The 26,311-nt window shown below is 67.5% G+C and carries 26 protein-coding genes; 14 read left to right on the top strand and 12 right to left on the bottom strand.

All coding sequences use genetic code 11. The annotated features are described in order from the left end of the window. Window positions 1–32 precede the first annotated feature (32 nt). The 7 genes from ASD72_RS10755 (at window position 33) to ASD72_RS10785 (ending at window position 5,285) form a co-directional block, all read left to right on the top strand. Window positions 33–839 (top strand): M48 family metallopeptidase, encoded by an 807-nt coding sequence (locus ASD72_RS10755; RefSeq protein ID WP_056879950.1) that lies wholly within the window; start codon window positions 33–35, stop codon window positions 837–839. A gap of 132 nt (window positions 840–971) precedes the next feature. Beyond that, the gene (locus tag ASD72_RS10760) at window positions 972–2,180 is read left to right on the top strand and encodes a tetratricopeptide repeat protein (RefSeq protein WP_056879951.1); all 1,209 of its coding nucleotides are present in this window, start codon (window positions 972–974) and stop codon (window positions 2,178–2,180) included. A gap of 160 nt (window positions 2,181–2,340) precedes the next feature. After that, window positions 2,341–3,015 (top strand): energy transducer TonB, encoded by a 675-nt coding sequence (locus tag ASD72_RS10765; protein WP_056879952.1) that lies wholly within the window; start codon window positions 2,341–2,343, stop codon window positions 3,013–3,015. Window positions 3,016–3,094: 79 nt separating this feature from the next. After that, window positions 3,095–3,844 carry a TonB-system energizer ExbB gene (gene exbB, locus ASD72_RS10770; RefSeq protein WP_056879953.1) on the top strand — a complete coding sequence of 250 codons (750 nt, stop codon included), beginning with the start codon at window positions 3,095–3,097 and terminating at the stop codon, window positions 3,842–3,844. A gap of 46 nt (window positions 3,845–3,890) precedes the next feature. Next, window positions 3,891–4,319 (top strand): biopolymer transporter ExbD, encoded by a 429-nt coding sequence (locus tag ASD72_RS10775; protein WP_056879954.1) that lies wholly within the window; start codon window positions 3,891–3,893, stop codon window positions 4,317–4,319. 3 nt (window positions 4,320–4,322) lie between these two features. Further along, window positions 4,323–4,733, top strand: a complete 411-nt coding sequence (locus ASD72_RS10780) for a biopolymer transporter ExbD (RefSeq protein ID WP_056879955.1) — start codon at window positions 4,323–4,325, stop codon at window positions 4,731–4,733. A 153-nt stretch (window positions 4,734–4,886) separates the two neighbouring features. Beyond that, a complete protein-coding gene (locus ASD72_RS10785) occupies window positions 4,887–5,285 on the top strand; it encodes a biopolymer transporter ExbD (RefSeq protein ID WP_056879956.1) in 399 nt (132 codons plus the stop codon). Window positions 5,286–5,297: 12 nt separating this feature from the next. Here ASD72_RS10785 and ASD72_RS10790 read toward each other — a convergent pair whose 3' ends face one another. From ASD72_RS10790 to cls, 3 genes are all read right to left on the bottom strand, one after another. Continuing rightward, a complete protein-coding gene (locus tag ASD72_RS10790) occupies window positions 5,298–6,071 on the bottom strand; it encodes a pyridoxine 5'-phosphate synthase (RefSeq protein WP_056879957.1) in 774 nt (257 codons plus the stop codon). 20 nt (window positions 6,072–6,091) lie between these two features. Next, window positions 6,092–6,358 carry a hypothetical protein gene (locus ASD72_RS10795; protein ID WP_056879958.1) on the bottom strand — a complete coding sequence of 89 codons (267 nt, stop codon included), beginning with the start codon at window positions 6,356–6,358 and terminating at the stop codon, window positions 6,092–6,094. A gap of 64 nt (window positions 6,359–6,422) precedes the next feature. Continuing rightward, on the bottom strand, window positions 6,423–7,877 hold the full coding sequence (cls, locus tag ASD72_RS10800; protein WP_056879959.1) for a cardiolipin synthase: 1,455 nt from the start codon (window positions 7,875–7,877) through the stop codon (window positions 6,423–6,425). Between the two features lie 257 nt (window positions 7,878–8,134). Here cls and ASD72_RS10805 point away from each other — a divergent pair, with 257 nt between their 5' ends. The 6 genes from ASD72_RS10805 (at window position 8,135) to ASD72_RS10830 (ending at window position 15,792) form a co-directional block, all read left to right on the top strand. Next, the gene (locus ASD72_RS10805; RefSeq protein ID WP_056879960.1) at window positions 8,135–12,301 is read left to right on the top strand and encodes a YadA-like family protein; all 4,167 of its coding nucleotides are present in this window, start codon (window positions 8,135–8,137) and stop codon (window positions 12,299–12,301) included. Window positions 12,302–12,341: 40 nt separating this feature from the next. Next, window positions 12,342–13,172 carry an OmpA family protein gene (locus tag ASD72_RS10810; protein WP_056879961.1) on the top strand — a complete coding sequence of 277 codons (831 nt, stop codon included), beginning with the start codon at window positions 12,342–12,344 and terminating at the stop codon, window positions 13,170–13,172. Next, window positions 13,159–13,629 carry a DUF4019 domain-containing protein gene (locus tag ASD72_RS10815; protein ID WP_056879962.1) on the top strand — a complete coding sequence of 157 codons (471 nt, stop codon included), beginning with the start codon at window positions 13,159–13,161 and terminating at the stop codon, window positions 13,627–13,629. Before ASD72_RS10810 ends, ASD72_RS10815 begins: the two co-directional genes overlap by 14 nt. A 4-nt stretch (window positions 13,630–13,633) precedes the next feature. Beyond that, a complete protein-coding gene (locus ASD72_RS10820) occupies window positions 13,634–14,023 on the top strand; it encodes a hypothetical protein (protein WP_155944608.1) in 390 nt (129 codons plus the stop codon). A 54-nt stretch (window positions 14,024–14,077) separates the two neighbouring features. Next, window positions 14,078–15,166: a PA0069 family radical SAM protein gene (locus tag ASD72_RS10825; RefSeq protein WP_056879964.1), complete on the top strand. Its 1,089-nt coding sequence runs from the start codon at window positions 14,078–14,080 to the stop codon at window positions 15,164–15,166. A 92-nt stretch (window positions 15,167–15,258) separates the two neighbouring features. Continuing rightward, a complete protein-coding gene (locus ASD72_RS10830) occupies window positions 15,259–15,792 on the top strand; it encodes a nucleoside 2-deoxyribosyltransferase (protein WP_056879965.1) in 534 nt (177 codons plus the stop codon). Between the two features lie 13 nt (window positions 15,793–15,805). Here ASD72_RS10830 and ASD72_RS10835 read toward each other — a convergent pair whose 3' ends face one another. Together ASD72_RS10835 and ASD72_RS10840 are read right to left on the bottom strand one after the other, a co-directional pair. Beyond that, on the bottom strand, window positions 15,806–16,519 hold the full coding sequence (locus tag ASD72_RS10835; RefSeq protein ID WP_056879966.1) for a 2OG-Fe(II) oxygenase: 714 nt from the start codon (window positions 16,517–16,519) through the stop codon (window positions 15,806–15,808). Between the two features lie 28 nt (window positions 16,520–16,547). Then, window positions 16,548–17,579 (bottom strand): class 1 fructose-bisphosphatase, encoded by a 1,032-nt coding sequence (locus ASD72_RS10840; protein ID WP_056880224.1) that lies wholly within the window; start codon window positions 17,577–17,579, stop codon window positions 16,548–16,550. 98 nt (window positions 17,580–17,677) lie between these two features. Here ASD72_RS10840 and ASD72_RS10845 point away from each other — a divergent pair, with 98 nt between their 5' ends. Then, the gene (locus tag ASD72_RS10845) at window positions 17,678–18,913 is read left to right on the top strand and encodes a DUF4010 domain-containing protein (protein ID WP_056879967.1); all 1,236 of its coding nucleotides are present in this window, start codon (window positions 17,678–17,680) and stop codon (window positions 18,911–18,913) included. A gap of 160 nt (window positions 18,914–19,073) precedes the next feature. Here ASD72_RS10845 and ASD72_RS10850 read toward each other — a convergent pair whose 3' ends face one another. From ASD72_RS10850 to azu, 7 genes are all read right to left on the bottom strand, one after another. Next, entirely contained in the window at window positions 19,074–19,703 is a 630-nt protein-coding gene (locus tag ASD72_RS10850; RefSeq protein WP_056879968.1) for a response regulator transcription factor, read from the bottom strand. Next, entirely contained in the window at window positions 19,700–20,806 is a 1,107-nt protein-coding gene (locus tag ASD72_RS10855; RefSeq protein WP_056879969.1) for a sensor histidine kinase, read from the bottom strand. Before ASD72_RS10855 ends, ASD72_RS10850 begins: the two co-directional genes overlap by 4 nt. Window positions 20,807–20,898: 92 nt before the next feature. Then, window positions 20,899–22,092, bottom strand: coding sequence for a 2-methylaconitate cis-trans isomerase PrpF (prpF, locus tag ASD72_RS10860; protein WP_056879970.1), 1,194 nt, complete (start codon window positions 22,090–22,092; stop codon window positions 20,899–20,901). Window positions 22,093–22,104: 12 nt separating this feature from the next. Further along, window positions 22,105–22,491, bottom strand: a complete 387-nt coding sequence (locus tag ASD72_RS10865; RefSeq protein WP_056880225.1) for an endonuclease domain-containing protein — start codon at window positions 22,489–22,491, stop codon at window positions 22,105–22,107. Window positions 22,492–22,574: 83 nt separating this feature from the next. Then, window positions 22,575–23,039, bottom strand: coding sequence for an SRPBCC family protein (locus tag ASD72_RS10870; protein WP_056879971.1), 465 nt, complete (start codon window positions 23,037–23,039; stop codon window positions 22,575–22,577). Between the two features lie 43 nt (window positions 23,040–23,082). Continuing rightward, window positions 23,083–25,698: a Fe/S-dependent 2-methylisocitrate dehydratase AcnD gene (acnD, locus tag ASD72_RS10875; RefSeq protein ID WP_056879972.1), complete on the bottom strand. Its 2,616-nt coding sequence runs from the start codon at window positions 25,696–25,698 to the stop codon at window positions 23,083–23,085. A 151-nt stretch (window positions 25,699–25,849) separates the two neighbouring features. Beyond that, window positions 25,850–26,305 carry an azurin gene (azu, locus tag ASD72_RS10880; protein WP_056879973.1) on the bottom strand — a complete coding sequence of 152 codons (456 nt, stop codon included), beginning with the start codon at window positions 26,303–26,305 and terminating at the stop codon, window positions 25,850–25,852. Window positions 26,306–26,311 lie beyond the last annotated feature (6 nt).

Consider the following 26,311-nt stretch of genomic DNA (forward strand, 5'->3'; position numbering starts at 1 on the left):
TCCCGACATGTTCAACGCCGCAGGGGGCGCGCATGAAAGTCCGCATACTGGCCTTGGCCATCGCATTGGGCGTGACGGCTTGCGCGACCACCACCTCGCCCACCGGCCGTACGCAGATGGTGGGGGGTGTTTCGCAGGCACAGCTTGACCAGCTGGGCGCGCAGGCCTTCGCCGAAACCAAGGCGAAGGAAACCCTCAACCGGGACGCAAGGCAGAACGCGTACGTCACGTGCGTGGTCAATGCGCTGGTGCGGCAGCTTCCGCCCGAGCAGCGCAGCGTCGCCTGGGAGACCGCCGTCTTCACCGACAACGAACCCAACGCCTTCGCTCTGCCGGGGGGCAAGGTCGGCGTGAACACCGGCATTTTTACCGTCGCCAAGAATCAGGACCAGTTGGCCGCAGTGCTGGGACACGAAATCGGCCATGTGATTGCACGCCATCACGAGGAGCGCATTACCCGCCAGATGGGCGCGCAGACGGGCGTAGGCGTCATCAGTGCACTCCTGGGTGCGCGCTATGGTCAGGGCGCTGCCAATACGGCCAACCAGATTGGCGGCATGACCGCCCAAACGGTCTTTCTGCTGCCGGGTTCGAGGGAGCAGGAAAGCGAAGCCGACGTGGTCGGGCAGCGCCTGATGGCGCAAGCGGGTTTCGATCCGCGCCAGGCCGTCGGCCTCTGGCAGAACATGATGGCCGCCAGCGGCGGCCGCTCGCCGCAATGGCTGTCGACCCACCCGGATCCGGCCAACCGCATCCGGGAACTGGAGCGCGATGCGCCCAGCCTCGTTCCCACGTACGAGGCGGCCAGGAAGGCCGGAAACGCGCCGAAATGCGGCTGACACACGCTCCGGTATTGCTGCTTAGCAACACATGGAATGGTATCCGCCCCACCTCGGTTTCTGTTAGTTTTGCCGGCCCCGCACGTCGGCGGGATGCGAAGGCATCTCCCGCAAGGCCCCATGAGGTTTGACATGAAGCTCCTGACCCCCAAGACCACCCTGCTGAGCCTCGCGCTGCTGGGCGCTTTTGCCGGTGGCATCGCCTCCTTCGACGCTGACGCCGCCCGCCGCGGCGAAACGAAGAAGGAAGAAGCCCTCTATCCGGACGCAACGCGCGAAGAGCCGAACGCCAAGGGTTCTCCCAAGGTCCAGACCAAGCTCAACAAGCTCATCGAAACCTACAACAAGGCGCTCGAGCAGGAAGACGACGCCAAGGCGGAACAGGGTTACGCGACGGCCCGTGGCCTGGCCGACGAAATCCTGGGCAACGCGTCGGCCAACGAGTACGACAAGGCCGTGGCCGCGCAGATCGCTTCCCAGATCGCGATGAACAGCGACGACGATGCCGGCGCCGAGGGCTACCTGAAGCAGGCGATCGACTCGAATGCGCTGGGAAACAACCAGCACTTCCAGCTGCAGCTCCAGCTCGCGCAGCTGCAGCTCCAGAAAGACGACTACACCAACGGCTTCGCCACGCTGGACAAGTACCTGGCCGAATCCAAGAGCAAGCGCCCGGGTGACCTCGCTTTCAAGGGACAGTACCTCTACCAGGCCGAGCGCTACGCCGACTGCATCCCGCCGCTGAAGCAGGCGATCGAGACCTCGACCAACCCGGAAGACAAGGTCGAGAACTGGACCCAGATCCTGATGGTCTGCTACCAGGAGTCCGGCCAGACCGCAGACGCCCTGAAGGTCGCCGAGGGGCTGGCCGCCAAGTCGCCTAACGACAAGCGCGCCCAGATGAACCTGGCCACCATCTACCTGAACACCGAACAGGAGGCCAAGGCCGCGGCCGTCCTCGAGAAGATGCGCGCCTCCGGCCTGATGACCGAGGAGCGCGACTACAAGCAGCTCTTCATCACCTACGCCAACATGGACGGCAAGGAGAAGGACGTCATCTCCGTGGTCAACGAAGGCCTCCAGAAGGGCCTGCTGAAGCCGGATTTCCAGACCCAGCTCGCCCTGGCGCAGGCTTACTACTACAGCGAGCAGATCCCGCAAGCCATCGACGCTTGGCAGAAGGCGGCCCCCCAGGGACCCAACGGCGACACCTACCTCAACCTCGCCCGCGTGCTGTGGCAGGAAGGCCGGATCCCGGAGGCCAAGGTCGCGGCCCGCGCCGCGCTGGAAAAGGGTCTGAAGAAGCCGGAAGACGCGAAGAAGATCATCGCGCTGCCGTAACGGCAATCCGTGACACCGAAGGCCAAAAATCCGTACGGATGATGGCACCGGGGAGCCGGATTGGTATAAGCTGAGGGTTCCGCCGGTGAAAAGCTTGCCGGCAGAACCCAGAACTAACGAGACGCCCTGGCGTCCGTATCAACCTTGAGTTAATTGGCGCATGGCTGAACAACTGGTCATCAACAGGTATCGGGACCAAGAAGAGGACACGGGCCTCAACTGGCCTCGTATCATCGGTATTGCTTTCGTGATCGCATTGCACGCAGCGGCCCTGCTCGCACTGCTGATCCCGGCCGTCGCCCCGCCGGCGGAGAAGGAGCAGGAGCGCCGCACCTCCGTGGTGATCGTCGACGCGCCGCCGCCGCCGCCGCCGCCGCCGCCGCCGCCGCCGAAGGACGACACCCCGCCGCCGCCGGTGAAGAACCTGGCGCCGCCGAAGACCACGCCGCTGCCGCCGCCGCCGGAAGCACCGCCGGTCGACATCGCCGAGCCGCGCCCGACCGACATCGTGACCCCGCCGTCGCCGCCGTCGCCGCCGTCGCCCACGCCGGACATCACCGCCAGCGTCGACATCTCGTCGAAGAACATGAATCCGCCCCGCTACCCGCCCGCCGCCGCGCGCGCCGGTATCGAAGGCACGGTCATCCTGGTGATCGACGTGGACGCCAACGGCAACGTGACCAACGTGTCGGTGGAGAAGTCCAGCCGTAACCGCGATCTCGATCGCGCGGCCATGGAAGCCGCCCGCAAGTGGCGTTTCAATGCCTCCGTGGTCAATGGCCAGAAGGCCGCAGGCCGCGTCCGCGTGCCGGTCGACTTCAACATGGGTGGTTGAGGACGGTCTCCGTTCTCGTCCCCAGTTTCGCTCGTAACCCGCAACACCCTCAATCAACACTTATATAAAGGTAAGCGTCATGCTGCAGGAAACCCTTTTCGCCGCCGCCGCCGGGGGCACCAACGCCGCGAATGCCCTGTCGCAGATGGGCTTCGAGCACATGATCAGCGAAATGATCAGCAAGCCCGGCGAGTTCATCGTCTCCTGGGTCGTGCTGCTCACCCTGGTCATCATGTCCGCGATGTCCTGGTACTGGACCGTCATCAACGTGCTGCGCAGCACCCGCCTCAAGGGCCAGGCTGACCGCGTCACCAGCGCCTTCTGGGAAACCCCGAACGCGCAGGACGCCATCCGTCTGATGGAAGAACAGCCGAAGAACGAGCCGTTCTCCAAGATCGCCCTGGACGCCGCCCAGGCCGCCGCGCACCACCAGCGTTCGGAAGGTTCGGGCGAAACCCTGAGCCGTTCGGAGTTCGTGGACCGCGCCCTGCGCCAGGCCGTGACCCGTGAGAGCACCAACCTGCAGGGCGGCATGACGCTGCTCGCCACCGTCGGTGCGACCGCGCCGTTCGTGGGTCTGCTGGGTACGGTGTGGGGCATCTACGGCGCCCTGATCCGCATCGGTGCGACCGGCCAGGCCTCGATCGACGCCGTTGCCGGCCCGGTGGGTGAAGCGCTGATCATGACCGCCATCGGTCTGTTCGTCGCGATCCCGGCCGTGTTCGCCTACAACTTCTTCAGCAAGACGAACGCGGCCGTCATCGCCAAGTTCGACACGTTCGCGCACGACCTGCACGACTTCTTCGCCACCGGCTCGCGCGTTCGCTGAGCCGGCGGTACAAGCAGTCAACGCAACGTTCTAGACGGAGCCCGTCATGGCTTTCAGTAGTGGTAATAGCGGTGGCCCGATGGCCGAGATCAACGTCACGCCCCTCGTGGACGTGATGTTGGTGCTGCTGATCATCTTCATCATCACGGCGCCGCTGATGTCGCACAAGGTGAAGATCGACCTGCCCGAAACTCCCCAGCTCGCGAAGAAGGAAGACGACGGTGGTCCCAAGACCCCGCCGATCACCATCTCCGTCAAGGAGAACGGCGACCTGTTCTGGGGCGACGAGCCGGTGTCCAAGGAAATCCTGGAATCCCGCCTGTCCAGCGTCGCCCAGCTGCAACCGCAGCCGAAGCTGAACCTGCGTGGCGACAAGACGACGAAGATGGGCACCATCGCCGACGTCACCAAGATCGCGCAGAGCCAGGGCATGCTGGATATCGGCTACGTGGCCACGAAAGAGAAGGGGCAGTAAGCCATGGCATTCAGTAGTGGTGGAAGCAAGGGCCCCATGGCCGACATCAACGTCACGCCCCTCGTGGACGTGATGTTGGTGCTGCTGATCATCTTCATCGTGACCGCGCCGATCATGACGTACCCGATCGAGGTGGCACTGCCGCAGCGCGTGATCAACCCGCCGCCGCAGGTGCGTGAGCCGCCGCCGCCGATCGACCTGCGCATCGAGGCCGATAACACCATTTACTGGAACAACAGTCCGGTGAATGTGGCCGACCTGCAGCAGCGGATGGAACAGGAAGTCCAGCGCGACCCGACCAACCAGCCGGAGCTGCGCATCGAGGCCAACTCGGAAGCGCACTACGACGTGATGGCGAAGGTCCTGGCGTCCGCCAAGAACGCGCAGATGTTGAAGATCGGTTTCGTACAGTAATCCTGACGCGCAATACCTTTGAACGCCGCCCTCCAGGGCGGCGTTTTTCTTTGCCCGACAGAAGCCCTGGGGGCGCCTGGTCCGCCGGGCTCTTGCGGGTTCCGGCCCACCGGCGTAGCGTCCATGGCGTATCCCGACGAAAGGAGGTGTGCGATGGCGTTCTCCGCTCCTGCAGGTCGTACGGAACTGGCCGAGATCAACATCACGCCGTTGGTCGACGTGATGCTGGTCCTGCTCGTCATTTTCATGGTTACCGCGCCGATGCTGTCTCAACCGATCGACACGATCCTGCCGCAGCGCACGGACCGGCAGGTCGAACAGCAGCCCCCTAACGATCTGGTGCTCAAGGTCGGCCTGGCAGGCGCCTATACGCTGGATGACAGGCCAGTGACGCTGGCTACCCTGCGCAGCCTGCTGGAAGACGCACGCGTGTCGGATCCCAAGACCGTGCTGCAGGTGGAAGCGGTCGATGGCGCCGAGTACCAGGAACTGGTGAGCGCGCTGGCGCAGGCGGAAGCCAGCGGCATCCGCAGCATCGTCATGCGCGATTGACCGGTGCGGCGCTCAGCGGCGGTTCGCCGCCGCTGTCGCGTCGTCGAGAATGGCCAGGTAGGCCTGCACCGTGCGCTGCAGGCCGGCATACAAGGCTTCGCCGATCAGTGCGTGGCCAATGGAAACCTCCAGCACCTCCGGCACAGCTTCCAGGAACTCCTCCAGGTTGCCCTGGCTGAGGTCGTGGCCGGCATTGACGCCCAAGCCGAGCGCCTGGGCCTCGCGCGCCGTCCGCACGCAATGGGCGAGCTCGGCCGAAGCATCCCCTCGCGCCGCCGCGTCGGCGAACGGGCCGGTGTAGATCTCGATCCGGTCGGCACCGATCCTTGCGGCCGTCTCCAGGCCTTCGCAACCAGCATCGACGAACAGGCTCACCCGGCAGCCGAGCGCCTTGAGCTCCGCGATCAGCGGCGCCAGCCGCTCGCCATCACGGGCGAAATCGAAGCCGTGGTCCGACGTGATCTGGCCATCGCCATCCGGCACCAGCGTGGCTTGTGCCGGGCGGGCGGCGTCGCACAGGGCGATGAAGCCGGGGTAGCCGTCACGCGGTGGCGCGAACGGATTACCTTCGATATTGAGTTCGACGCCGCTCTCATCGGCCAGTGCCGCCAGCGCGAGCACATCGTCGGGACGGATATGGCGTTGGTCCGGGCGCGGGTGCACGGTGATGCCATGGGCTCCCGCATACAGGCAGGTGCGCGCAGCACGCACGACATCCGGCTCCAGGCCGCCGCGCGAGTTGCGCAGAACCGCGATCTTGTTGACGTTGACGCTTAGCAGGGTCATGACCGTCCTTGGAGCACGCGTCAGGCAGCGGAGGGAGGCTCAGAGGGCGGCACCACGGCGTTGCGCCTGGCCTCGGCCACTTCGCGCAGGCGGCGCAGTTCGGTGGGATCGATCATCATCGACTGATCGCGGCTGCTGTCGCCGACGCGGCGACCGTACCAGCCGACGATCCAGGCGACGAACAGCGCGAGCGACGCCAGCATCAGGGCGACCATCAGCGCCATCGACGTGGTGCGCATGGCCATCACCATGCTGGCGATCGCCATCAACAGGAAGAGCCAGTGCATCGTCCACCCCCGGGGTTGGTGCCGCATCTTACCGCCTCCACCCCGGACCAAAAAACGCCCTGCTTCACAGCAATGGCGACATCAGTCGGGCCAATGCCTCCGGCAGGCGGTGGCGCCACAGGGAACGGTCGCGCTGGATCCGCACCGGCTCGCTGGCGGCGATCTCCGATTCCAGCCATTGGCCGAGCGTGCCGGCCACGCCGCGGTCGCGGAACATCATCGAAATCTCGAAGTTCAGGCGGAAGCTGCGATGGTCGAAGTTGGCGCTGCCGATGATGGCCATGCTGTCGTCGCACAGCAGCGCCTTGCTGTGCATCATCCGCGGACCGTACTCGTAGACCTTCACGCCGGCGGCGAGCAGTTCGTCGAAGTAGGAGCGCGCCGCCAGCGTGACGAGCCGCGAGTCGCTGACCTTGGGCACCACCAGGCGCACGTCCAGCCCGCCCAACGCGGCGGAGGTCAGCGCCATGCGCGCGGCTTCGCCCGGGACGAAGTAGGGCGTCACCAGCCACACGCGCTGCTTGGCTTCGTGGATGGCCGCCACCTTCATGCGGTGGATCGGCTCCCATGCCGAATCCGGCCCCGACACCAGCACCTGTGCCGCGATGCCGCCCTGCACGTTGGACTCGGTCGCGCTCCACAGGCGCGTCCCCTGGAAATCCCTGCGCTGCTGGCCGGTAGCGTAGACCCAGTCCTCGACGAACACCTGCTGGATGCTGCGGACGACTTCGCCTTCGAGCCGCAGGTGCAGGTCGCGGTAGGCGTCCTCGCGCAGCGATTCGTCTTCGTCGTCGGTGACGTTGATGCCGCCGGTGAAGGCGACGCGCCCGTCGACCACGACGATCTTGCGGTGCGTGCGCAGGTTGAGCCACGGCCGGGTGAAGGGCCTGAACCTGGTCGGATGGAACCACGCGTACTCACCGCCCGCCGCGACCAGCGGACCCAGGGCACGCTTGCGCAGCCGGTTGGAGCCCACCGCGTCCAACAGTAGCCGGACTTTCACGCCCTCGCGCGCCTTGGCCGTCAGCGCCTCCAGCATGCGCTGGCCGGTGCGGTCGCCGTTGAAGATGTAGTACTCGACGTGGATGTGGTTCTCGGCCACCGCGATGGCATCCAGGATGGCCTGGTATGTGGCGCAACCATCGACCAGCTGTTGCACCGAGGTGGCGGTGGAAGGCGGCAAGCCGGTCGTTTTCTGCGCGAGCATCGGCAACTCGGCACTGTTGCTATCGGTCGGCGCGAACACCTCGTAGCTTTCCAGCCCCTCGCGCGAGCGCGTGCGGCGAAGCTGGTGGCGCTTGATCCGCTGTGGTCCCAGCAGGAAGTAGATCAGGTAGCCGACGTATGGCAGCAGCGCCAGCGACAACAACCAGCTGAGCGTGGCGACCGGCTCCCGCTTCTGCAGGACGATCCAGGCGCACAGCGGCACCAGGTACAGCAACCAGGCCAGCGTCACCCACCATGTGAGATGGGGCAGCGTGGACAGGGCTTCTCGGATGACGTGATGGACCTCGGGCATGTCGCGATTCTAGAGGCCTGTGTGACATGTGTGCGGCGCACCGCACGGCGGCCAACCAGAGGCGGCATCGAGCAACGTCGCTCGGCGTGCCCGGAGATCCTTCAGTTCACATCACGCCGTTCGTCGTGGAAACCGGTTTCCGTGTGTGTCCTGTGCGACGAACGTCCGCCGACATTGACCACGAACGCCTTCGGGACGCCCATCACAGAAATGGGCATGCGTGCGGGGGCGATGTCGTCACGGAACAGGGGAAGGGCGTGAACAGAATCTACAGCAAGGTGTGGAGCCGCGCGTTGGGCGCATGGGTCGTGGCGTCGGAGTTCGCCAAGCAGGCAGGCGCGGGAGGCACGGCACGCACCCCGCGTATCGGGCATGGCCTGCAGCGAGCGGCATTGGCCTGGGCGGTGCTGGTGGCACTGGGCGCCATGCCGCTTGCTGCGCTGGCCTACGACGGGGTCTGTGTCGATCCCGTGTCGGGCACGCCAGTGGGCACCCCGGGCCCCGTTGGCGTGGCCTGCGGCGACGATGCGGTGGCGACAGCGCCTTGGACGGTGGTGATCGGGTACCAATCCCGTGCGCTGGGAGAGTCCGATATCGCCGTGGGCCATCGCGCGGGCTATGGATCAACAGGAGCCGCTGGCCGCAATGCCTACTTCGGTGCTGAGGCGGGAATTCAGAACAGCGGCTACATCAACCTCGCCGTAGGGACCCAGGCGGGCGCTAACGTATCGGGTATGCAGAACGTCGCGGTTGGCTACAACGCGGGCCTTTACATGTCCGGCAACGCGAACGTGGCGATTGGCGCGAACGCCGGTGCGGGCAACCGCAGCGCTTGGCTGTACGCCGGTGCCAACCTCACGGTCAGCCTCGGTGCGGGCTCCGGGGGCTTGACCGATGGCTCGGTGGCGTTGGGCGCGGGTTCCATCGCGGACCGGGCGGCAGGCGTGGCCGGTTACGATCCGCTGACCAGCCTGGCTTCCACCAGTACCTCCACCACCTGGACCAGTACGCGGGGCGCGGTCAGCGTGGGCAGCGCCATCCCGGGCTGGGGCATCGCTTCGCGGCAGATCACCGGCGTGGCGGCGGGCAGCGCGGACAGCGATGCGGTCAACGTGGCGCAGCTGGTCGCCGCGCAGGCCGCGGCGACCACGCACTACTTCAGCGTGAACTCGACCGGCACGGTGCCCGGCAGCAATTACGCCAACGATGGCGCGGTTGGCATCGACGCCATCGCGATCGGCATGAACGCGTATGCGCCGGGTGGGCAATCTACCGTCGTGGGGACCTTAGCCGGCAACCTGTCCAGCGGAGGCGGCCTCAACGCCTTCTTCGGTTACCGAGCGGGACAGTCCAACAGCGGCAGCAACAACGTTGCCATGGGCCCGACCAGCGGCGCCACGGTCTCCGGGCACCTGAATGTCGGCATTGGCGTCAACGCGGGCAACAACATCGCCGGCAATGGGAACGTGTCGATCGGTCCGTGGAGCGGCCCGGCCTTCCTCGATCCCGCGCGCGGCAACGTCAATCACTCGGTCAGCCTCGGCACGTTCGCCACCGCGACGACCGACTACTCGGTGGCGTTGGGCGCGTACTCCATCGCGGACCGTGCCGCGGGCGTGGCCGGCTACGACCCGTTGACCGGCCTGGCCTCCACCGCTACGTCCACCACCTGGGTCAGTACGCGGGGCGCGGTCAGCGTGGGCAGCGGCTTCGACTCGCGGCAGATCACGGGCGTGGCGGCAGGCAGCGCGGACAGCGATGCGGTCAACGTGGCGCAGCTGGTCGCCGCGTCCACGCATTACTACAGCGTCAACGACGGCGGCGCTGCCGGTGGCAACTACTACAACGACGGCGCCACGGGCATCTACGCGCTGGCGGCGGGCGTGGGGGCTTCCGCCGCGCGCAACTTCACCGTCGCCATCGGGTACCAGGCCGTCTCGAATGGACGCGAGTCCATCTCGATGGGGACCCAGGCGGTCTCGGAAGGCGACTCGGAAATCCATCTCGGCACGCAGGCTGGCGCTGGCGGCGTGGCGAGCAACCGGGTGAACATCGGCATCGGCACCCGCGCCGGCCAGAACGTCGATGGCATCGCGAACACGGCGGTCGGATGGAACGCCGGCAGCGACGTGACGGGTGAGGCCAACCTCGCACTCGGCAAACTGGTTGGCAGCAACGTGACCGGCAACGGCAACATCGCGCTCGGCGAATGGTCCGGACGCGACGTCACCGGGTCGTTCAACTTCGCCATGGGTCGCGATGCCGGCAACGGCGTGACGGCCAGCAATACGGTTGCGGTCGGGACGCGTGCGCGCGCCAGCCAGGAGGGCGGCATCGCACTGGGCCGCGACGCCGCGGCCAGCGTCGTGGATGGCGTCGCCCTCGGCGCGGGATCGGTGGCGGATACCGGTGCGGGCATCGCGGGTTTCGTGCCCACGGGGGCGGGCGCGGCGCAGATCGCCGCGATCAATGCCACGACCGGCACGCTCGGCGCGGTCAGCGTGGGGGGCAATGGTCAATTCCGCCAGATCACCGGCGTCGCCGCAGGTACCGACAACGATGACGCCGTGAACGTGGCCCAGCTGCGTGCGGTCGAGGCCACGGCCAACGCAGGCTGGAACGTCACCGACGCCAGTGGCGCCGCGGCCAGCATCGGCCCGAATGGAACGGTGACGTTCGAGAGCGGCAACACGAACATCGCGGTGAACCAGACGGGCGTGGACGACGACGGCGTAGTGGACATCACGCTGAGCAACGACCTCGATCTGACCGCGGCGGGCAGCCTGACCGTCGGCGGCACGGTGGTGAACAACGCCGGTGTGGCGGTGGGCACGAACGTGGCACTGGGCAATGCGGGCCTGACGGTCATCGGGGGCACCACGACGGTCGTCGATGCGAGTGGCCTGACCACCGGCAACGTGGCGCTGAGCGGCGTGAGCAACGATGTGACGGGCCTGTCGAACAGGACGCTGGGTGACGCGACCTTCGCCACGATCGGGCGGGCGGCCACGGAAGAACAACTGCAGCTGATGCAGGACGAGATCATCGACGGCCTGGCGCCGCCGACCCGGTACTACGGCGTGAACTCCGTCGGTGGCGGCAACGAGGCGGGCGAAGGCGCCATCGGCGAGGACGCCATCGCGCTGGGCATGGATGCCGAATCGGAGGGCGACGACGCGATCTCAGTGGGCCATGGCGCCACGGCGAGCGGCACGTACAGCCTGGCCCTCGGTGCGGATGCACAGGCGCTGTCGCTGAACGCGCTCGCGATCGGTGCGGGCGCCATGGCATCGCACGAGAACAGCATCGCGCTCGGTGCGGGTTCCGCCACGACGGTCGGCGCCCGGTCGGGTTACCAGGGCGCCTATGTCGGCAGCAGCAACTCGACCGGCGAAATGAACATCGGCGGGCGCCAGATCACCGGCGTCGCCGCAGGCTCGGCCGCCACCGATGCCGTGAACGTCAGCCAGCTGGAAGGGGGCGTGACGTACGCGATCAACGAAGCGAACAGCTATACGGATTCGCAGATCACCAACCTCGACACCCGCATGACCACGATCGAGGGCGATCTGGTCGACATCCGCGGCGACATCACCGACATCCAGGGCGACATCGTCCGCATCGAAGGCGACATCACCAACCTGGACACCCGCGTCGGCGACGTGGAAGGCGACGTGGCGAACCTCACCACGACGGTGAACCAGTTCGACAATCGGGTCACGGATCTCGAGCGCGGCGGCAGCGGACCGTTCCAGGTCACCCAGGGCGAGACGTACGTCGCGCCCACGCCGACCGGCACGAATGCGAGCGCGGGCGGCAATGGCGCGGTCGCCAGCGGCGACAACAGCACGGCGCTCGGCAACCAGTCCGTGGCCAGCGGCGACAACAGCACGGCGCTCGGACAGGGTGCGACCGCGAGCCACGACAACAGCGTGGCACTAGGCCGTGGTTCGGCCACCACCGTCGGTGCGCAGCGCGGCTACACCGCCGCCTACGTGGGCCGCAGCAACTCCACGGGCGAGGTCAACGTCGGCGGCCGCACGATCAGCGGGGTTGCGCCCGGCATCGCGGGTACGGATGCGGTCAACGTCAACCAGCTCGACGCCGGCGTGGATTACGCGATCGACCAGGCCAACGCCTACACCGACAGCCGCTTCAACCGGTTCGATGGCGACATGTGGAACCTCGAGCGTGGCTATCGCGGCGGCACGGCGTCGGCGATGGCGATGGCGGGCTTGCCGCAGGCGTACCTGCCGGGCAAGAGCATGGTGTCCGTGGCGTTCGGCGGCTACCAGGGCGAGTACGGCATGGCGTTCGGTCTGTCGACCATTACCGACAATGGCCGCTGGGTCTATCGGGCCCAGGCCACCGGCAACACCACGCGCGACTGGGGGTTCTCGGTCGGCGCGGGCCTGCAATGGTGACCGCATGCGCTGCAACGCCCATCTTTCGAGGAGTTTCCTGATGTACGTGTCATCCACGCGCCAAGCGGTGGCGCCCCGCTGGCTCGCCTGCGCCATCGTGCTTGCGCTGAGCGCGTGTGGCACGCGCCATGTCAGCCGCGACATTTCCCCGGTCGGTGCGGCTGCCGGCATCGTGTTCCCGGATCCGGCCGATGTGCTGCTCGACAACGGCACGTTCCCGGACCGCGACGACCTGCGTGCGATCGGCACCGGCATCACCAAGACGCAGCTGTACGGCCTGGTGGGTCGGCCGCACTTCCGCGAGGGCTTGCGCGCGCGCGAGTGGGACTACCTGTTCCACTTCCGCGGCGAGGGCGGCATCACCACCTGCCAGTACAAGGTCATCTTCGATCGCGAGTACAAGGGTCGCAGCTTCCATTGGGCGCCCGCCTCGTGCGCCGCTTTGCTGGAAAGCGCCGTGCCCGCATCGACGTCCACCGCCACCCCCCGCGTCTCGCGCTTCGATCTGTCGGGCGATGCGCTGTTCGCGTTCGACCGCCACGCGGCGTCCGACATGCTGTCCGGCGGGCGCGAACAGATCGCGGCCATTGCCGCCCAGCTGAAGGGCAGCGACATCACGTCCATCCAGGTCACCGGACATACGGATACGCTGGGCAGCGATGCCTACAACCGTACCCTCTCGCAGCAGCGCGCACAGTCGGTGCGTCGCCTGCTGCTGGAACACGGCGTCGCGCCCGCCAAGATCACCACGTCGGGCGCCGGGAGCTCGCAGCCGGTCGAACGGTGCGACCCTGCGATGCCGCAGCCAGCCAGGATCGCCTGCGAACAGCCGAACCGCCGCGTCGAGATCGTGGCCCATGGCCAGCGTTGATCTGCTCAGGGGCGGCCTGCTCGTCATGTTGCTGGCCATTTCGCCGCTGCCGTCCGCATGGGCGCAGGCAGCGTCCGCCACGCCGTCGACCACGGCGCCCATGCTGTCGCCGGATGCCGCGGTCGATGGCGCGTTGCAGGTCGCCGCGTTGGTCGATGCGGGACGCGCCGGCGAGTTGTGGGACGGGGCATCGCCGGTCGTGAAACGCGTGGTCGCACGCGCGGTGTTCATCGACGGCCTGGCGGCGTCGCGCAAGCCGAAGGGTGCGGTGGCCGGTCGCGAATGGCGGGTCGTGCGTCGCCAGCGTCATGACGGTACGCAGGGTGTGCCGGCGGGTCACTATGTGAGTGTCGAACTGCTCGCCCGTCTCGCCAGTGGCGAACAGATGCGGGAACTCGTGTCGTTGCGCCTGGACGAAGACGGCGTCGCACGCTTCAGCGGCTACGTGGTGGAGTGAGCGGATGCAGCGGCCCACTACTCTCCCGATCATGGTGGCGTCGCTGTTCGCGATCGCCTCCACCCTGTCGCCCGCCAACGCGCAATCCCGCCGGCCGGCCGCCGCACAGGAAACGAACACCGCCAGCGCATCGCTCTACGCGGTCAATGCCGCGTCCCTCGCCACTGCCATGACGTACTGCATGAAGGTGCACGGCCCGTTGCGCGTGGGATCGCGCGGCGAAGCCTGCTTCCGCGAGGCGCGCAACCTGCTCGCGAGCTATGGTCTGAAGACCCATGCCGCGCGCATCGAGCAGGCCTGCCATGAGCCGGCACAATTCAATACCTGCATCACCCCCCAGATCGGCCGGCTGGTGATGGAACTGAACGCGCATCTGGACGAGCGTCGTCCATAGGCCCTCGCCGCCAGGATCTCCGCGCGTGCGACGCGCTTGTCGTACGGTGCGCGGATGACTACGCCGAAGACGTCGGGCATCAAGGGACGAGGCTCCACCGGCTACCTGCCGGGCCGCTTCGCCGTGACCACGCCCGAGGCGATGGACGACGGCTGGCACGGGGCCGATACCGAAGGCGACATCGCGTCGTCACCCCGCACCGAGCTGCGCGAGGAAGTCGCACGCAGCGTCATCACCCGCAACCAGTCGCCGGACATCCCGTTCGAGCAGTCGTTGAATCCGTACCGTGGGTGCGAGCATGGATGCAGCTACTGTTTCGCGCGCCCGTCGCATGCCTACCTCGATCTTTCGCCCGGGCTGGATTTCGAAACCAAGATCTTCGCCAAGACGAACGCACCCGAGATCCTGCGCAAGGAGCTGTCCAAGCGCGGGTACCAGCCCAGTCCGATTTCGCTGGGCATCAACACCGACGCCTACCAGCCGGCCGAACGGAAGCTGCGACTGACCCGCCGCCTCCTGGAGGTGCTGGCGGAAACGAAGCATCCGGTTTCGCTGATCACCAAGAACGCCCTGATCGAACGCGACCTCGACCTGCTGGCGCCGATGGCGCGCGAGAATCTCGTGCATGTCTATCTATCCATCACCACGCTCGACAACAGCCTGTCTTCGCGACTGGAGCCGCGCGCGTCCGCGCCGCACAGCCGGCTGAAGGCGGTGAAGCGGCTCAGCGAGGCCGGCGTACCGGTCGGCGTGATGTTCGCGCCGGTCATTCCATGGGTGAACGACCACGAGCTGGAAGCCGTGCTCGAAGCGGCGCATGACGCCGGCGCCACCGCGGCGGGCTATGTGCTGCTGCGCCTGCCGCACGAAGTCGCGCCGCTGTTCCGCGACTGGCTGCAGACCCACCTGCCCGACCGCGCCGCGCACGTGATGAGTACCGTCCAACAACTGCGCGGCGGCAAGGATTACGACAGCCGCTTCGGCACCCGCCTGCGTGGAGAAGGGGTTTATGCCGACCTGCTGTCGCGCCGTTTCGCCCTCGCGTTGAAGCGCTTCGGCTTCGAGGGGCGGCGTCATCCGCCGTTCGATTGCACGCGCTTCGTGCCGCCGCGCGTCGCATCGCCACAGGGCGAGCTGTTCTAGCGCGAAAAAGCGGGCGCGCTGCGACGATCGGTCACGGGGCAACCGCGCGGCGCACGCGGACAATCCATCGTCCCTTCCTGCGCGTGCCCGCGATGATCCAGTCCCTTTACCTGGCCGGCCCCGACATCTTCCGTCCCGATGCAGTCGCGCGTGGCGAACAGCTCAAGGCGCTGTGCGCGCGCCATGGCTTCGAGGGCTTGTTCCCGTTGGATGCGCAGGTCGCGGATCACGCCACCGGCGATCCGCTCGAGACCGCGCGCTGGATCTACCGTGCCGACATCGGCCTGCTCGATGCCGCCGATGCGGTGCTCGCGAACCTGGACTTCTTCCGCGGCGCGGAACCGGACAGCGGCACCTGCTTCGAAGTCGGCTACGCGATCGCGCGGGGCAAACCGGTCTATGGCTACGTGCCGGAAGGCGGCAGCCTGGCCGAACGCATCCGCGCGCGCTGTCCGCAATTCCTGGGCACGGAGGCCGGCCACGACGTGCAGGGCTGGGAGCTGGAAGAGTTCGGTCTGCCGCTCAACCTGATGTTGGCGGTACCGTGCGTCATCGTCATCGGCGACGCAGACGCGGCCCTGCAGCGCCTGCGCCACGACGTGGATGCGCGCCGCCTGCGCGCCTGAGCGCGCGCTTCCGTCAGCGTCCGCCGTACAGCCGCTCGGCACGCTGGAACAGGATCCAGCTGGTCGCGATGTACTTGTCTCCGCCCACCGGGCGATTGCCGCGGTGGGTGTGGGTGAAGGCGGTCGGCGCGATCAGCAGGCTGCCGGTGCGCGGCACGATCTTGCGCTGCTGGTGGAAGAACTCGGTTTCGCCCGCTTCGAAGCCGTCGTTGAGGTAGAGCGTCCACAGCACGTGGCGGTGTAGCGGCTCGGCATCGGCACCCTTCGGGAACAGTTCGCAGTGCCAGTAGGGATAACCGCCTTCGCCGGCGGGATAGCGCTGCAGGTTGATCCGGCCCGGCACGAACACCGCCATGACCAGCCGCATCAGCGCATCGTCGTCCATGCTCGCGACGTCCTCGTAGCCGAGGCGGTGCAATTGGCCGTCCGCGCCCGGCTGCTGCAGCATCAGCGGCGCGATCAGGCTGAAGGGATAAGTGCGCAGGTACTGCTTCAGTCCGGCGAGCACGGCCAGGTTGAGGCGCTGTTCCACGTCGCGCCACTCGGCCAGGCCGCTGATGCTGATATCGCGGCTGTGCTTGAGTTCGGGATGGTGTCCGCCACCGACCTGTCCCGGCTGGTCCTGCCGACTGGCATCGAAACGCGCCACGATCGCGCGGCAGGTCTCCGCATCCAGCGCGTCGTGATAGACCTCGATGAAATCGGCGGAATGGGGATTCGGCGTCATGCCCGGATTCTAGCCGTCGCGCTGCCGGTCAGGCCGCCGCCGTGTCGTGCGCCAGGTGGTAGCCGACCGCTGCCTCGACTTCCTTCTTCGAACCGAGGAACACCGGCACGCGCTGGTGCAGCTGGGTCGGGCGCAGCGACAGGATGTCCTCGCGGCCGGTGCTCGCGGCGCCGCCGGCCTGTTCGACCAGCAGGCCCATCGGGTTCGCCTCGTACATCAGGCGCAGCTTGCCGGCCTTGCCCGGATCCTTGCGGTCCCACGGGTAGATGAAGATGCCGCCACGGGTCAGGATGCGGTGCACATCGGCCACCATGCTCGCGATCCAGCGCATGTTGAAGTCCTTGCCGCGCGGGCCTTCCTTGCCGGCGAGCAGATCGTCGACGTAGCCCTGCATCGGCGCTTCCCAGTGGCGCTGGTTCGACATGTTGATGGCGAATTCCTTCGTCTCCTCTGGAATGCGCATGTCGCGCTGGGTCATCACGAACGCGCCCTGCTCGCGGTCCAGCGTGAACGCATGCGTGCCGTTGCCGGTCGTCAGTACCAGCATCGTGCTCGGGCCGTAGATGCAGTAACCCGCGGCGACCTGGTCGCGGCCGGGTTGGAGGAAGTGCTCGTCGCCCGGTGTCGTCACGCCGTCCGGCGAACGCAGCACCGAGAAGATGGTGCCGACCGAGACGTTGACGTCGATGTTGGAGCTGCCGTCCAGCGGGTCGAACAGCAGCAGGAAGCCGCCGCGCGGATAGGCGTCCGGGATCGGCTGGCTGTGGTCCATTTCCTCCGACGCGCACGCCGCCAGGTGGCCGCCCCAGGCGTTCGCTTCCAGCAGGATGTCGTTGCTCAGCACGTCCAGTTTCTTCTGCGCCTCGCCCTGCACGTTGCCGGTGCCGGCGTCGCCCAGCACGCCGCCCAGCGCGCCCTTGCTGACCGCGATGGAGATGCTGGTGCAGGCGCGGGCCACCACCGCGATCAGCTGGCGCAGGTCGGCGCTGATGCGGCCGGCGCGCTGTTCTTCGATCAGGTAGCGGCTCAGCGAGACGGCGGACGGAGCGGGAGCGGGCATGATGGGGTCCACGGCGGAGGTGGCGCGCATTGTCCGGGTTGACGAGACCAATGCAAGACCATTCGCGATACTGGCGGCATTGAACGAGGAAGGACGGGATGGACGAAACGACCCCGCAGACCTGGCTGGCCCTGTCCTCCGCGCTGGGCCTGGGCCTGCTGATCGGCCTGGTGCGCGAACGCAGCCCCGGCCGCGGCCACCGGATCGCCGGCCTGCGCACCCACGCGCTGGTGGCCCTGGCGGCCGCGGTCGCCGCCTGGCTGGGCTTGCCGGTCGTGCTCGTGGCGCTGGCCATCACCGGCGTGCTGGCGGCGATGGCTTACCGGGCCACCCACCAGGACGACCCGGGCCTGACCAGCGAGGTGACGCTGGTGCTGACCTTCCTGCTCGGTGCGCTGGCGATGCGCCAGCCCGCGCTGGCGACCGGCCTGGCCGTGGTGGTCGCCGTGCTGCTGTACGCCAAGCAGCCGCTGCATGAACTGACCCGCGAGACGCTGAGCGAGCGCGAAGTGTTCGACGGCCTGCTGCTGCTGGCCTCGGCGCTGGTGATCCTGCCGATCCTGCCGGATCGCCCGATCGGGCCCTTCGATGCGATCAACCTGGCGACCATCTGGAAGCTGGTCGTGCTGGTCATGGCGGTCAGCGCGCTGGGCCATGTGGTGCTGCGCCTGGTCGGCAACCGCTGGGGCCTGGCGGCGGCGGGCTTCTTCGCGGGCTACGTGTCGTCCACCGCCGCGACGATCGGCTTCGGGCAACGCGCGAAGGACACGCCGGCACTGCTGCGTTCGGCAGTCGCGGCGGCGCTGCTGTCCAACCTCGCCTCGCTGACGTTGTGCGTGCCGATCCTGTGGGCGGTGTCGCCGCCGCTGGTGCGCGACCTGCTGCCGGAGCTGTGCGCGATCGGCGCCGTGTTGCTGGCCGGCGGTCTGCTCGGCTTGCGCGCGGGTCGCGAGGAAACGGTGAGGCCGCCCACCTCGGAAAGCCGGATGTTCCGCTTCGGCCAGGCCCTGGGTTTCGCGCTGCTGGTCGCAGCGTTGACCCTCATCGCGGCGGCGCTGGCGGCGTGGATCGGTCCACGCGGCGCGATGGCCACCGCCGCGATGTCGGCGCTGGCCGAACTGCACGCCGCCGTGGCCACGTTGGCCAACCAGTTCGCGCGTGGCGGACTGGAGGCGTCGGAAGCGCGCTGGTGGATGCTGGCGCTGCTGGCTGCCAGCCTCGTCGCGAAGTCGGTGATCGCCTGGGTCAGCGGAGGCGCCGCGTACGGAGTGCGTGTGTCCGCCGGCCTGCTGCTCGCCCTGGCGGCGGGCGTGGCGATGGTGGCCTTGTTCTGACGTTGCTCTTCTGTAGGAGCGACGTGAGTCGCGACCGCGAAACCAACATGCCATTGCGCTTTGAGACTCGCGCAGAGGAATCAGTCGCGTAGCACGAGCGACTAGCGGCCGAGGCGTGCGGTCGCGACTCACGTCGCTCCTACAAAAAACCAGCGGGCCCTCAGATGATCCGCAGCGTGATCGCCTTCAGCACGGCGCGGGTGCGGTCGCGGGTGCCGAGTTTGTCGAGGATGGTGGAGACGTAGTTCTTCACCGTGCCTTCGGCCAGGAACAGCGTGCGCGCGATCTCCTTGTTCGAGTAACCACCGGCGAGCAGGCGCAGGATCGCGACCTCGCGCTCGCTGAAGGTATCGGTCGGCGCGCCTTCGTCGTGGAAGCGGTAGCGCGCGCGCACCGGGTCCGTGCTTACCGGTTGCAGCAGCGTCTCGCCGCCGGCCACGCGGCGGATGGCGTCGTGCAGGTCTTCCGGCGCCGCGTCCTTCAGCAGGAAGCCCTGTGCGCCGGCGTCGGTCGCGCGCAACAGCAGGTCGCTGTCGTCGAAGGTGGTCAGCAGCAACACCGGCGTGCGATCGCCGCGCTCGCGCAGGCGGATGAGCGCATCGATGCCATCCACGCCCGGCATGCGGATGTCGCTCAGCACCACGTCCACCGGTTGCGCTTCCAGCTTGGCGAGCAGATCGGCGCCGTCGTCGGCCTCGAACACCACATCCACCTGCTGTGCCTTCAACAGCGCACGCAGGCCGGCGCGGACCAGCGCCTGGTCGTCGGCCAGGGCGACGCGCACGCTCATGCGGGCAGCCTCACGTCCACGCGCAGGCCGCCGGTGGCGCTGCTGCCCAGGCGCAGGTCGCCGCCCAGGGCCGCGACGCGCTCGCGGATGCCCGATAGCCCGTTGCCTTCGCGCACACGGCCCTTGAGCCTGCCGTCGTCTTCGATATGCAGGTGCATGCCCGCGTCCTCTTTCTGGAGTGAAACCGTCAGGGTGTCCGCATTCGCATGGCGGGCGGCGTTGGTCAGGCATTCCTGCACGATGCGCAGCAGCGACTCGGCCACTGCCGGGTCGGCGATCTGCACGCCGTCGGCAATGCGGAGATCCAGCGCCGGCCGCGGCAGCGGGGCCGCCAGCGCCCGGATCGCGGTCTGCAGATCCAGCCCGCGCGAATCGCGCATCGCCTGCACCACGCTGCGGATGTCGTCCAGCAGTTCGGTGGAGAGTTGCTGCGCGATGCGTACTTCCTCGCGCCCCGCCAACGCAGGGTCGCTGGCCAGCGCACGCAGGTTGATCTTCATCGCGGTGAGCTTGTGCCCGGCGACGTCGTGCAGTTCGCGCGCCACCCGCAGGCGTTCGGCATCGCGTGCGCTGTCGGCCAGCAGGGCGCGCGTGGCCAGCAGGTCCGCGTTCACCCGCGCCAGGGCATCGCGCGATTCCTCGGAACGGCGCGCGTAGAACACGCACAGGCCCGCCAGTGCCTGGAAGCCGATGTTGATCAGCGTCATCGTGCCCGGCGCGCCGAACCCGTGGTGCACCATCAGGAAATAGAACGCCACGTTCAACAGCAGCGCCGCGCCGATGACCCAACGCGGCGACAGCAGGTTCACCGCGCACGCCACCCAGATCACCAGCAACACCTGCGCGGTGCCGAGCCGCGGCGTCAGCGATGCCAGCAGCAGCGAGAGGCCGGCCATCGCGACCAGGGCGATCAGCCTGGGCCGATGCCACGGTTCGGGGGCCAGGGCGAACAGGAGGAATCCTGCGGCGTATCCCGCCAACGCGGCAGCAGCAGCGGGCAGCACGTCCGCCGGCAGGAAGCGCAGACCCAGGCTCACCGCACCGAGCGTGAACACGCCGGCGAGCGTCATGGGTTCGCGAAGTCGGGTCAGGGAGGTCCACATGCGCCCATGCTGTCGCGTGGGCGCGGCCGAGGCAATGGTCCGGGCGAAAGTGGTGACTTCCGGCAGGTCAGTCAGGCGTCAACAGACTCTGGTCAGAACGCGTCGCCGGGGATGCGCACCGCGCCTTCCATCAGCACGCGCGCGCTGCGGCTCATCACCGCCTTCGTCACCACCCAGGTACCGTCCACCTGTTTGACGTCGGCACCGACACGCAGCGTGCCCGACGGATGGCCGAACACCAGCACATCGCGCGTGCCGCCGCCTGCCGCCGCATTGACCAGCGTACCGGGCACCGCCGCCGCCGTGGCGATGGCGACCGACGCCGTGCCCATCATCGCGTGGTGCAGCTTGCCCATCGAAATGGCGCGGGCGAGCAGGCCGACATCCGCGGCGTGTACCGGCTTGCCGCTGGACGACACGTAGTCCAGCGGCGGTGCGACGAAGGCTACCTTCGGCGTCAGCGGACGCTTCGCCGCGGCCGCGACGTCGGCGACCAGCCCCATGCGCACCGCACCGTGCGCGCGGATCGCCTCGAGCTTCGCCAACGCGTCCTTGTCTTCGTTGATCGCACCTTGCAGTTCCGTACCGTCGTAGCCGAGCGCGGCGGCCTCGACGAACACCACCGGCACGCCGGCGTTGATCATCGTCGCCTTGAGCACGCCCACGCCGGGGACATCGAGATCATCGACCAGTTGCCCGGTGGGAAACATCGCGCCTCCCCCGTCGCCATCGCCTTCGTCGGCGGGATCGATGAATTCCAGTTGCACTTCCGCCGCCGGGAACGTCACGCCATCCAGTTCGAAGTCGCCGGTTTCCTGCACCTCGCCGTCTGTCACCTGCACGTGGGCGACGATGGTCTTCTGGATGTTGGCCTGCCAGATACGCACGGTGCACAGACCGTCGCGCGGCACGCGCGCGGGATCGATCATCCCGTTCGCGATCGCGAATGGGCCCACTGCCGACGACAGGTTGCCGCAGTTGCCGCTCCAGTCGATGAAGGCCTCGTTGATCGGCACCTGGCCGTACAGGTAATCCACGTCATGCCCGGGCTGCGCGCTCGGCGAAAGGATCACCACCTTGCTGGTGCTCGACGTCGCCCCGCCCATGCCGTCGGTGTGCTTGCCATACGGATCGGGCGAACCGATCACGCGGCACAGCAGCGCATCGCGCGCCTGCCCTGGTACCTGCGCTGGTTCGGGCAGGTCCTGCAGGCGGAAGAACACGCCTTTCGACGTGCCGCCACGCATGTAGGTGGCGGGGATACGGATCTGGGGGACGTTTGGCATGTCGGAACTCTGTCAGTGGGGCTGTTCACCCCTCTCCCCTTGCGGGAGAGGGGGCGGGGGAGAGGGCGCTCCTTCGCGCAGCGCCTTCCATACGGACTCCAGCACGGTGTCGGTATGCAGGAGGATCTCGTCGTTCCAGAACCGGAGCACGCGGAACCCCTGTCGTATCAACCAGGCATCGCGTGCGGCGTCACGTGAGGACTGAGCGTGCTGCCCGCCATCCGCCTCGATGATCACTCGCGCACCGAAATGCACGAAGTCGACGATATAAGGTCCGATCGGCTGCTGGCGGCGGAACTTCTGGCCATCGAGTCGATGTGCCCGCAGATGCTTCCAGAGCCGGTGCTCAGCATCCGTCATGTTGCGGCGAAGCTGCTTCGCGAACGACCTTGGTTCCATGCAGCCCCCTCTCCCCAACCCCTCTCCCGCGAGGGGAGAGGGGCTTGCAATATCCGTTTGCAGAGCGTCGAGCATACCCACCGTCATGCCCCGTCGGGAATCTCGGGTTCCACCAGCTTCGCCAACATCTCCAGCGATTCCTGCCAGCCCTGGTAACAGAAATCGACCGGGATGGCGGCGGGAATGCCTTCCTGCACCACGTTGAGCTCGGTACCGACGAGGCTCTTCTTCAGCGTCACCGTGACCTGCATCTGGCCCGGCAGGCCGGGGTTGTCGAACTGGTCGGTGTAGCGCAGCCGTTCGTTCTCCACCAGCTCCACGTAGGTGCCGCCGAAGGAATGACTGGACCCGGTGCCGAAGTTGGTGAACGACATCGTGTAGCCGCCGCCCACGCGGGCGTCCATCGAATGGACCTTGCCGGTGAAGCCGTGCGGCGGCAGCCACTTCACCATCGCGTCCGGATCGAGGAAGGCACGGTAGACGCGCGACGGCGGCGCGCGCAGCACGCGGTGCAGGCGGACGGTCCCGGGGGTGGCGTTGTCGGACATGATCGGACTCCTGTGCGGTGGGTGTACCGATACGACGAACGGGTCAGGCCGCTTTCGACGCGTCCAGGAAATCCTGGGCGAACCGTTGCAGCACCCCACCCGCTTCGTAGATCGAGACCTCTTCGTCCGAATCCAGCCGGCAGGTCACCGGCACCTGCACGGTCTCGCCGTTCGCGCGGTGGATCACCAACGTCAGGTCCGCGCGCGGCTTGCGCACACCCACCACGTCGAAGGTCTCGGTGCCGTCGATGCCGTAGGTCTTGCGCGTCTCGCCGGCCTTGAACTCCAGCGGCAGCACGCCCATGCCGATCAGGTTGGTACGGTGGATGCGCTCGAAGCCCTCGGCCACGATCGCTTCCACGCCGGCCAGGCGCACGCCTTTCGCCGCCCAGTCGCGCGAGCTGCCCTGCCCGTAGTCGGCGCCGGCGATGATGACCAGCGGCTGCTTGCGATCCATGTAGGTTTCGATGGCTTCCCACATGCGCACCACCTGCCCGTCCGGTTCGATCCGCGCCAGCGAGCCCTTCTTCACCTCGCCATCGACCACGGCCATCTCGTTGAGCAACTGCGGGTTGGCGAAGGTCGCGCGCTGCGCGGTGAGGTGGTCGCCGCGATGCGTGGCGTAGGAATTGAAGTCTTCCTCCGGCAAGCCCATCTTCGCCAGATACTCGCCCGCTGCGCTCGAGGCGAGGATCGCGTTCGAGGGCGACAGGTGGTCGGTCGTGATGTTGTCCCCCAGCACCGCCAGCGGACGCATGCCGCGCAGCGTGCGTTCGCCCGCCAGCGCGCCTTCCCAGTACGGCGGACGGCGGATGTAGGTGCTCTGCGGCCGCCAGGCGTACAGCGGATCGACACGGCCGCCGTGTTCGACGCGCATGTTGAACATCGGCTCGTAGACCTTGCGGAACTGCGCCGGCTTCACGCTGGCCTTCACCACCGCGTCGATTTCCGCATCGGTGGGCCAGATGTCCTTCAGCGTGATCGCATTGCCCTCGGCGTCGACACCGAGCGCGTCCTTCTCGATATCGAAGCGCACGGTGCCGGCGATGGCATAGGCGATCACCAGCGGCGGCGAAGCGAGGAAGGCCTGCTTCGCGTAAGGATGGATGCGTCCGTCGAAGTTGCGATTGCCCGACAGCACGGCCGTGGCGTACAGGTCGCGGTCGATGATCTCCTGCTGGATCGTCGGGTCGAGCGCGCCGCTCATGCCATTGCAGGTGGTGCAGGCGAAGGCGACGATCCCGAAGCCGAGTTTCTCGAGATCCGGCAGCAGGCCGGATTCCTCCAGGTACAGCTGCACGGCCTTCGATCCGGGCGCGAGCGAGCTCTTCACCCACGGCTTGCGCACCAGGCCCTTCGCGTTGGCGTTGCGGGCGAGCAGCGCAGCGGCGATCACGTTGCGCGGATTCGAGGTATTGGTGCACGAAGTGATCGCGGCGATGATCACCGCGCCGTCGGGCATCAGGCCCTGCGCTTCTTCCGCCCTGCCCGCCTGCAACTTGCCTTCGTCGGCGATGCCGCGCTCGGCCAGCGCGCTGGTCGGCAGGCGCTTGTGCGGATTCGACGGGCCGGCCATGTTGCGCACGACGGTGGACAGATCAAAGTGCAGCGTGCGCTCGTACTGCGCGGTCTGCAGGTCATCGGCCCACAGGCCGGTGGTCTTCGCATAGGTCTCGACCAACGCGACCTGTTCGTCGCTGCGCCCGGTCAGGCGCAGGTAGTCCAGTGTGTTGTCGTCGATGAAGAACATCGCGGCGGTAGCGCCGTACTCGGGCGCCATGTTGGAAATCGTCGCGCGGTCGCCGATGGTCAGCGCCGCGGCACCCTCGCCACGGAATTCCAGATAGGCGCCGACCACCTTCTCCTTGCGCAGGAATTCGGTCAGCGCCAGCACCACGTCGGTCGCGGTGATGCCGGGCGCGGGCCTGCCCTGCAGTTCGACGCCGACGATGTCCGGCGTGCGCATCCACGAGGCGCGGCCGAGCATGACATTCTCCGCCTCCAGTCCACCCACGCCGATGGCGATCACGCCCAGGGCATCGACATGCGGCGTGTGGCTGTCGGTGCCCACGCAGGTGTCCGGGAAGGCGACGCCGTCCTGGACGTACACGACCGGCGACATCTTCTCCAGATTGATCTGGTGCATGATCCCGTTGCCCGGCGGGATCACATCGACGTTCTTGAACGCCAGCTTCGTCCAGTCGATGAAGTGGAAGCGGTCCTCGTTGCGGCGATCCTCGATGGCGCGGTTCTTCGCGAACGCGTCCGGATCGTAGCCGCCGCATTCCACCGCCAACGAGTGGTCGACGATCAGCTGCACCGGCACCACCGGATTCACCTGGGCCGGGTCGCCGCCCATGTCGGCGATCGCATCGCGCAGGCCGGCCAGGTCCACCAGCGCGGTCTGGCCGAGGATGTCGTGGCAGACCACGCGCACGGGGAACCACGGGAAATCCAGGTCGCGGCGCCGTTCGACCAGCTGCCGCAGATAGTCGTCGCGGCGCACGGGATCGGCGCGGCGCACGATGTTCTCCGCATGCACGCGCGCGGTGTACGGCAGCGTGGCCCAGGCGCCGGGTTGCAGGGCATCGACCGCAGCGCGCGCGTCGAAGTAGTCGAGCGTGGTGCCCGGGAGCGGAGTGCGGAAATCGGTATTCATGGCGTGCCGTCTGCTGTGAAGAGGCGCGCGCGGGCGCAGGCCTGGCGCGCCCCACTATGCTACCGGAGGGTGGCGTTATCGACGGGCGACGACGGCCCGTCGTCGGAAAGAAACCGGCGATGCGTTGACGGAGACCATCAACCTACGGCGCTCATTCGAACAGCAGCGTGCCCTTCATCATGTTCCAGTGGCCCGGGAACGAGCAGAAGAACGTGTACGCCCCGCCCTTGCGCAGCCGTGCGGTGGAAAACACGACCTCGGCGGTCTGTCCGCCGCCGATCACGCGCGTATGCGCGATCACGCGGGCGTCGTTGCGGGGCAGATAGTCGTCGGCGAGTTTCATCCGGCCGCCGGCCAGGCCGACGTCGCGATGATGGCGCGTCTCCGTCAGCACCCAGTTGTGCCCCATCGCCTGCGCCGGCATGCGGCCGACGTGCTTCAGCGTCACCCGCAGCTGCGCGCAGTCGCCCGGCACGCGGATGGTCTTCAGGTTGAAGGTCATCATGTCCGTCGCTTCCACCGTGATCGCGCAGTTGCGCGCGAACGCGGCGCTTGAGACGCACGACAGCGCGCAGAGGACGATCAGCGGGAACAGGCGTCGCAGCATGGGGCA

The sequence above is a fragment of the Pseudoxanthomonas sp. Root630 genome, assembly GCF_001427585.1.
In the GTDB taxonomy this organism is placed as follows: Bacteria; Pseudomonadota; Gammaproteobacteria; order Xanthomonadales; family Xanthomonadaceae; genus Pseudoxanthomonas_A.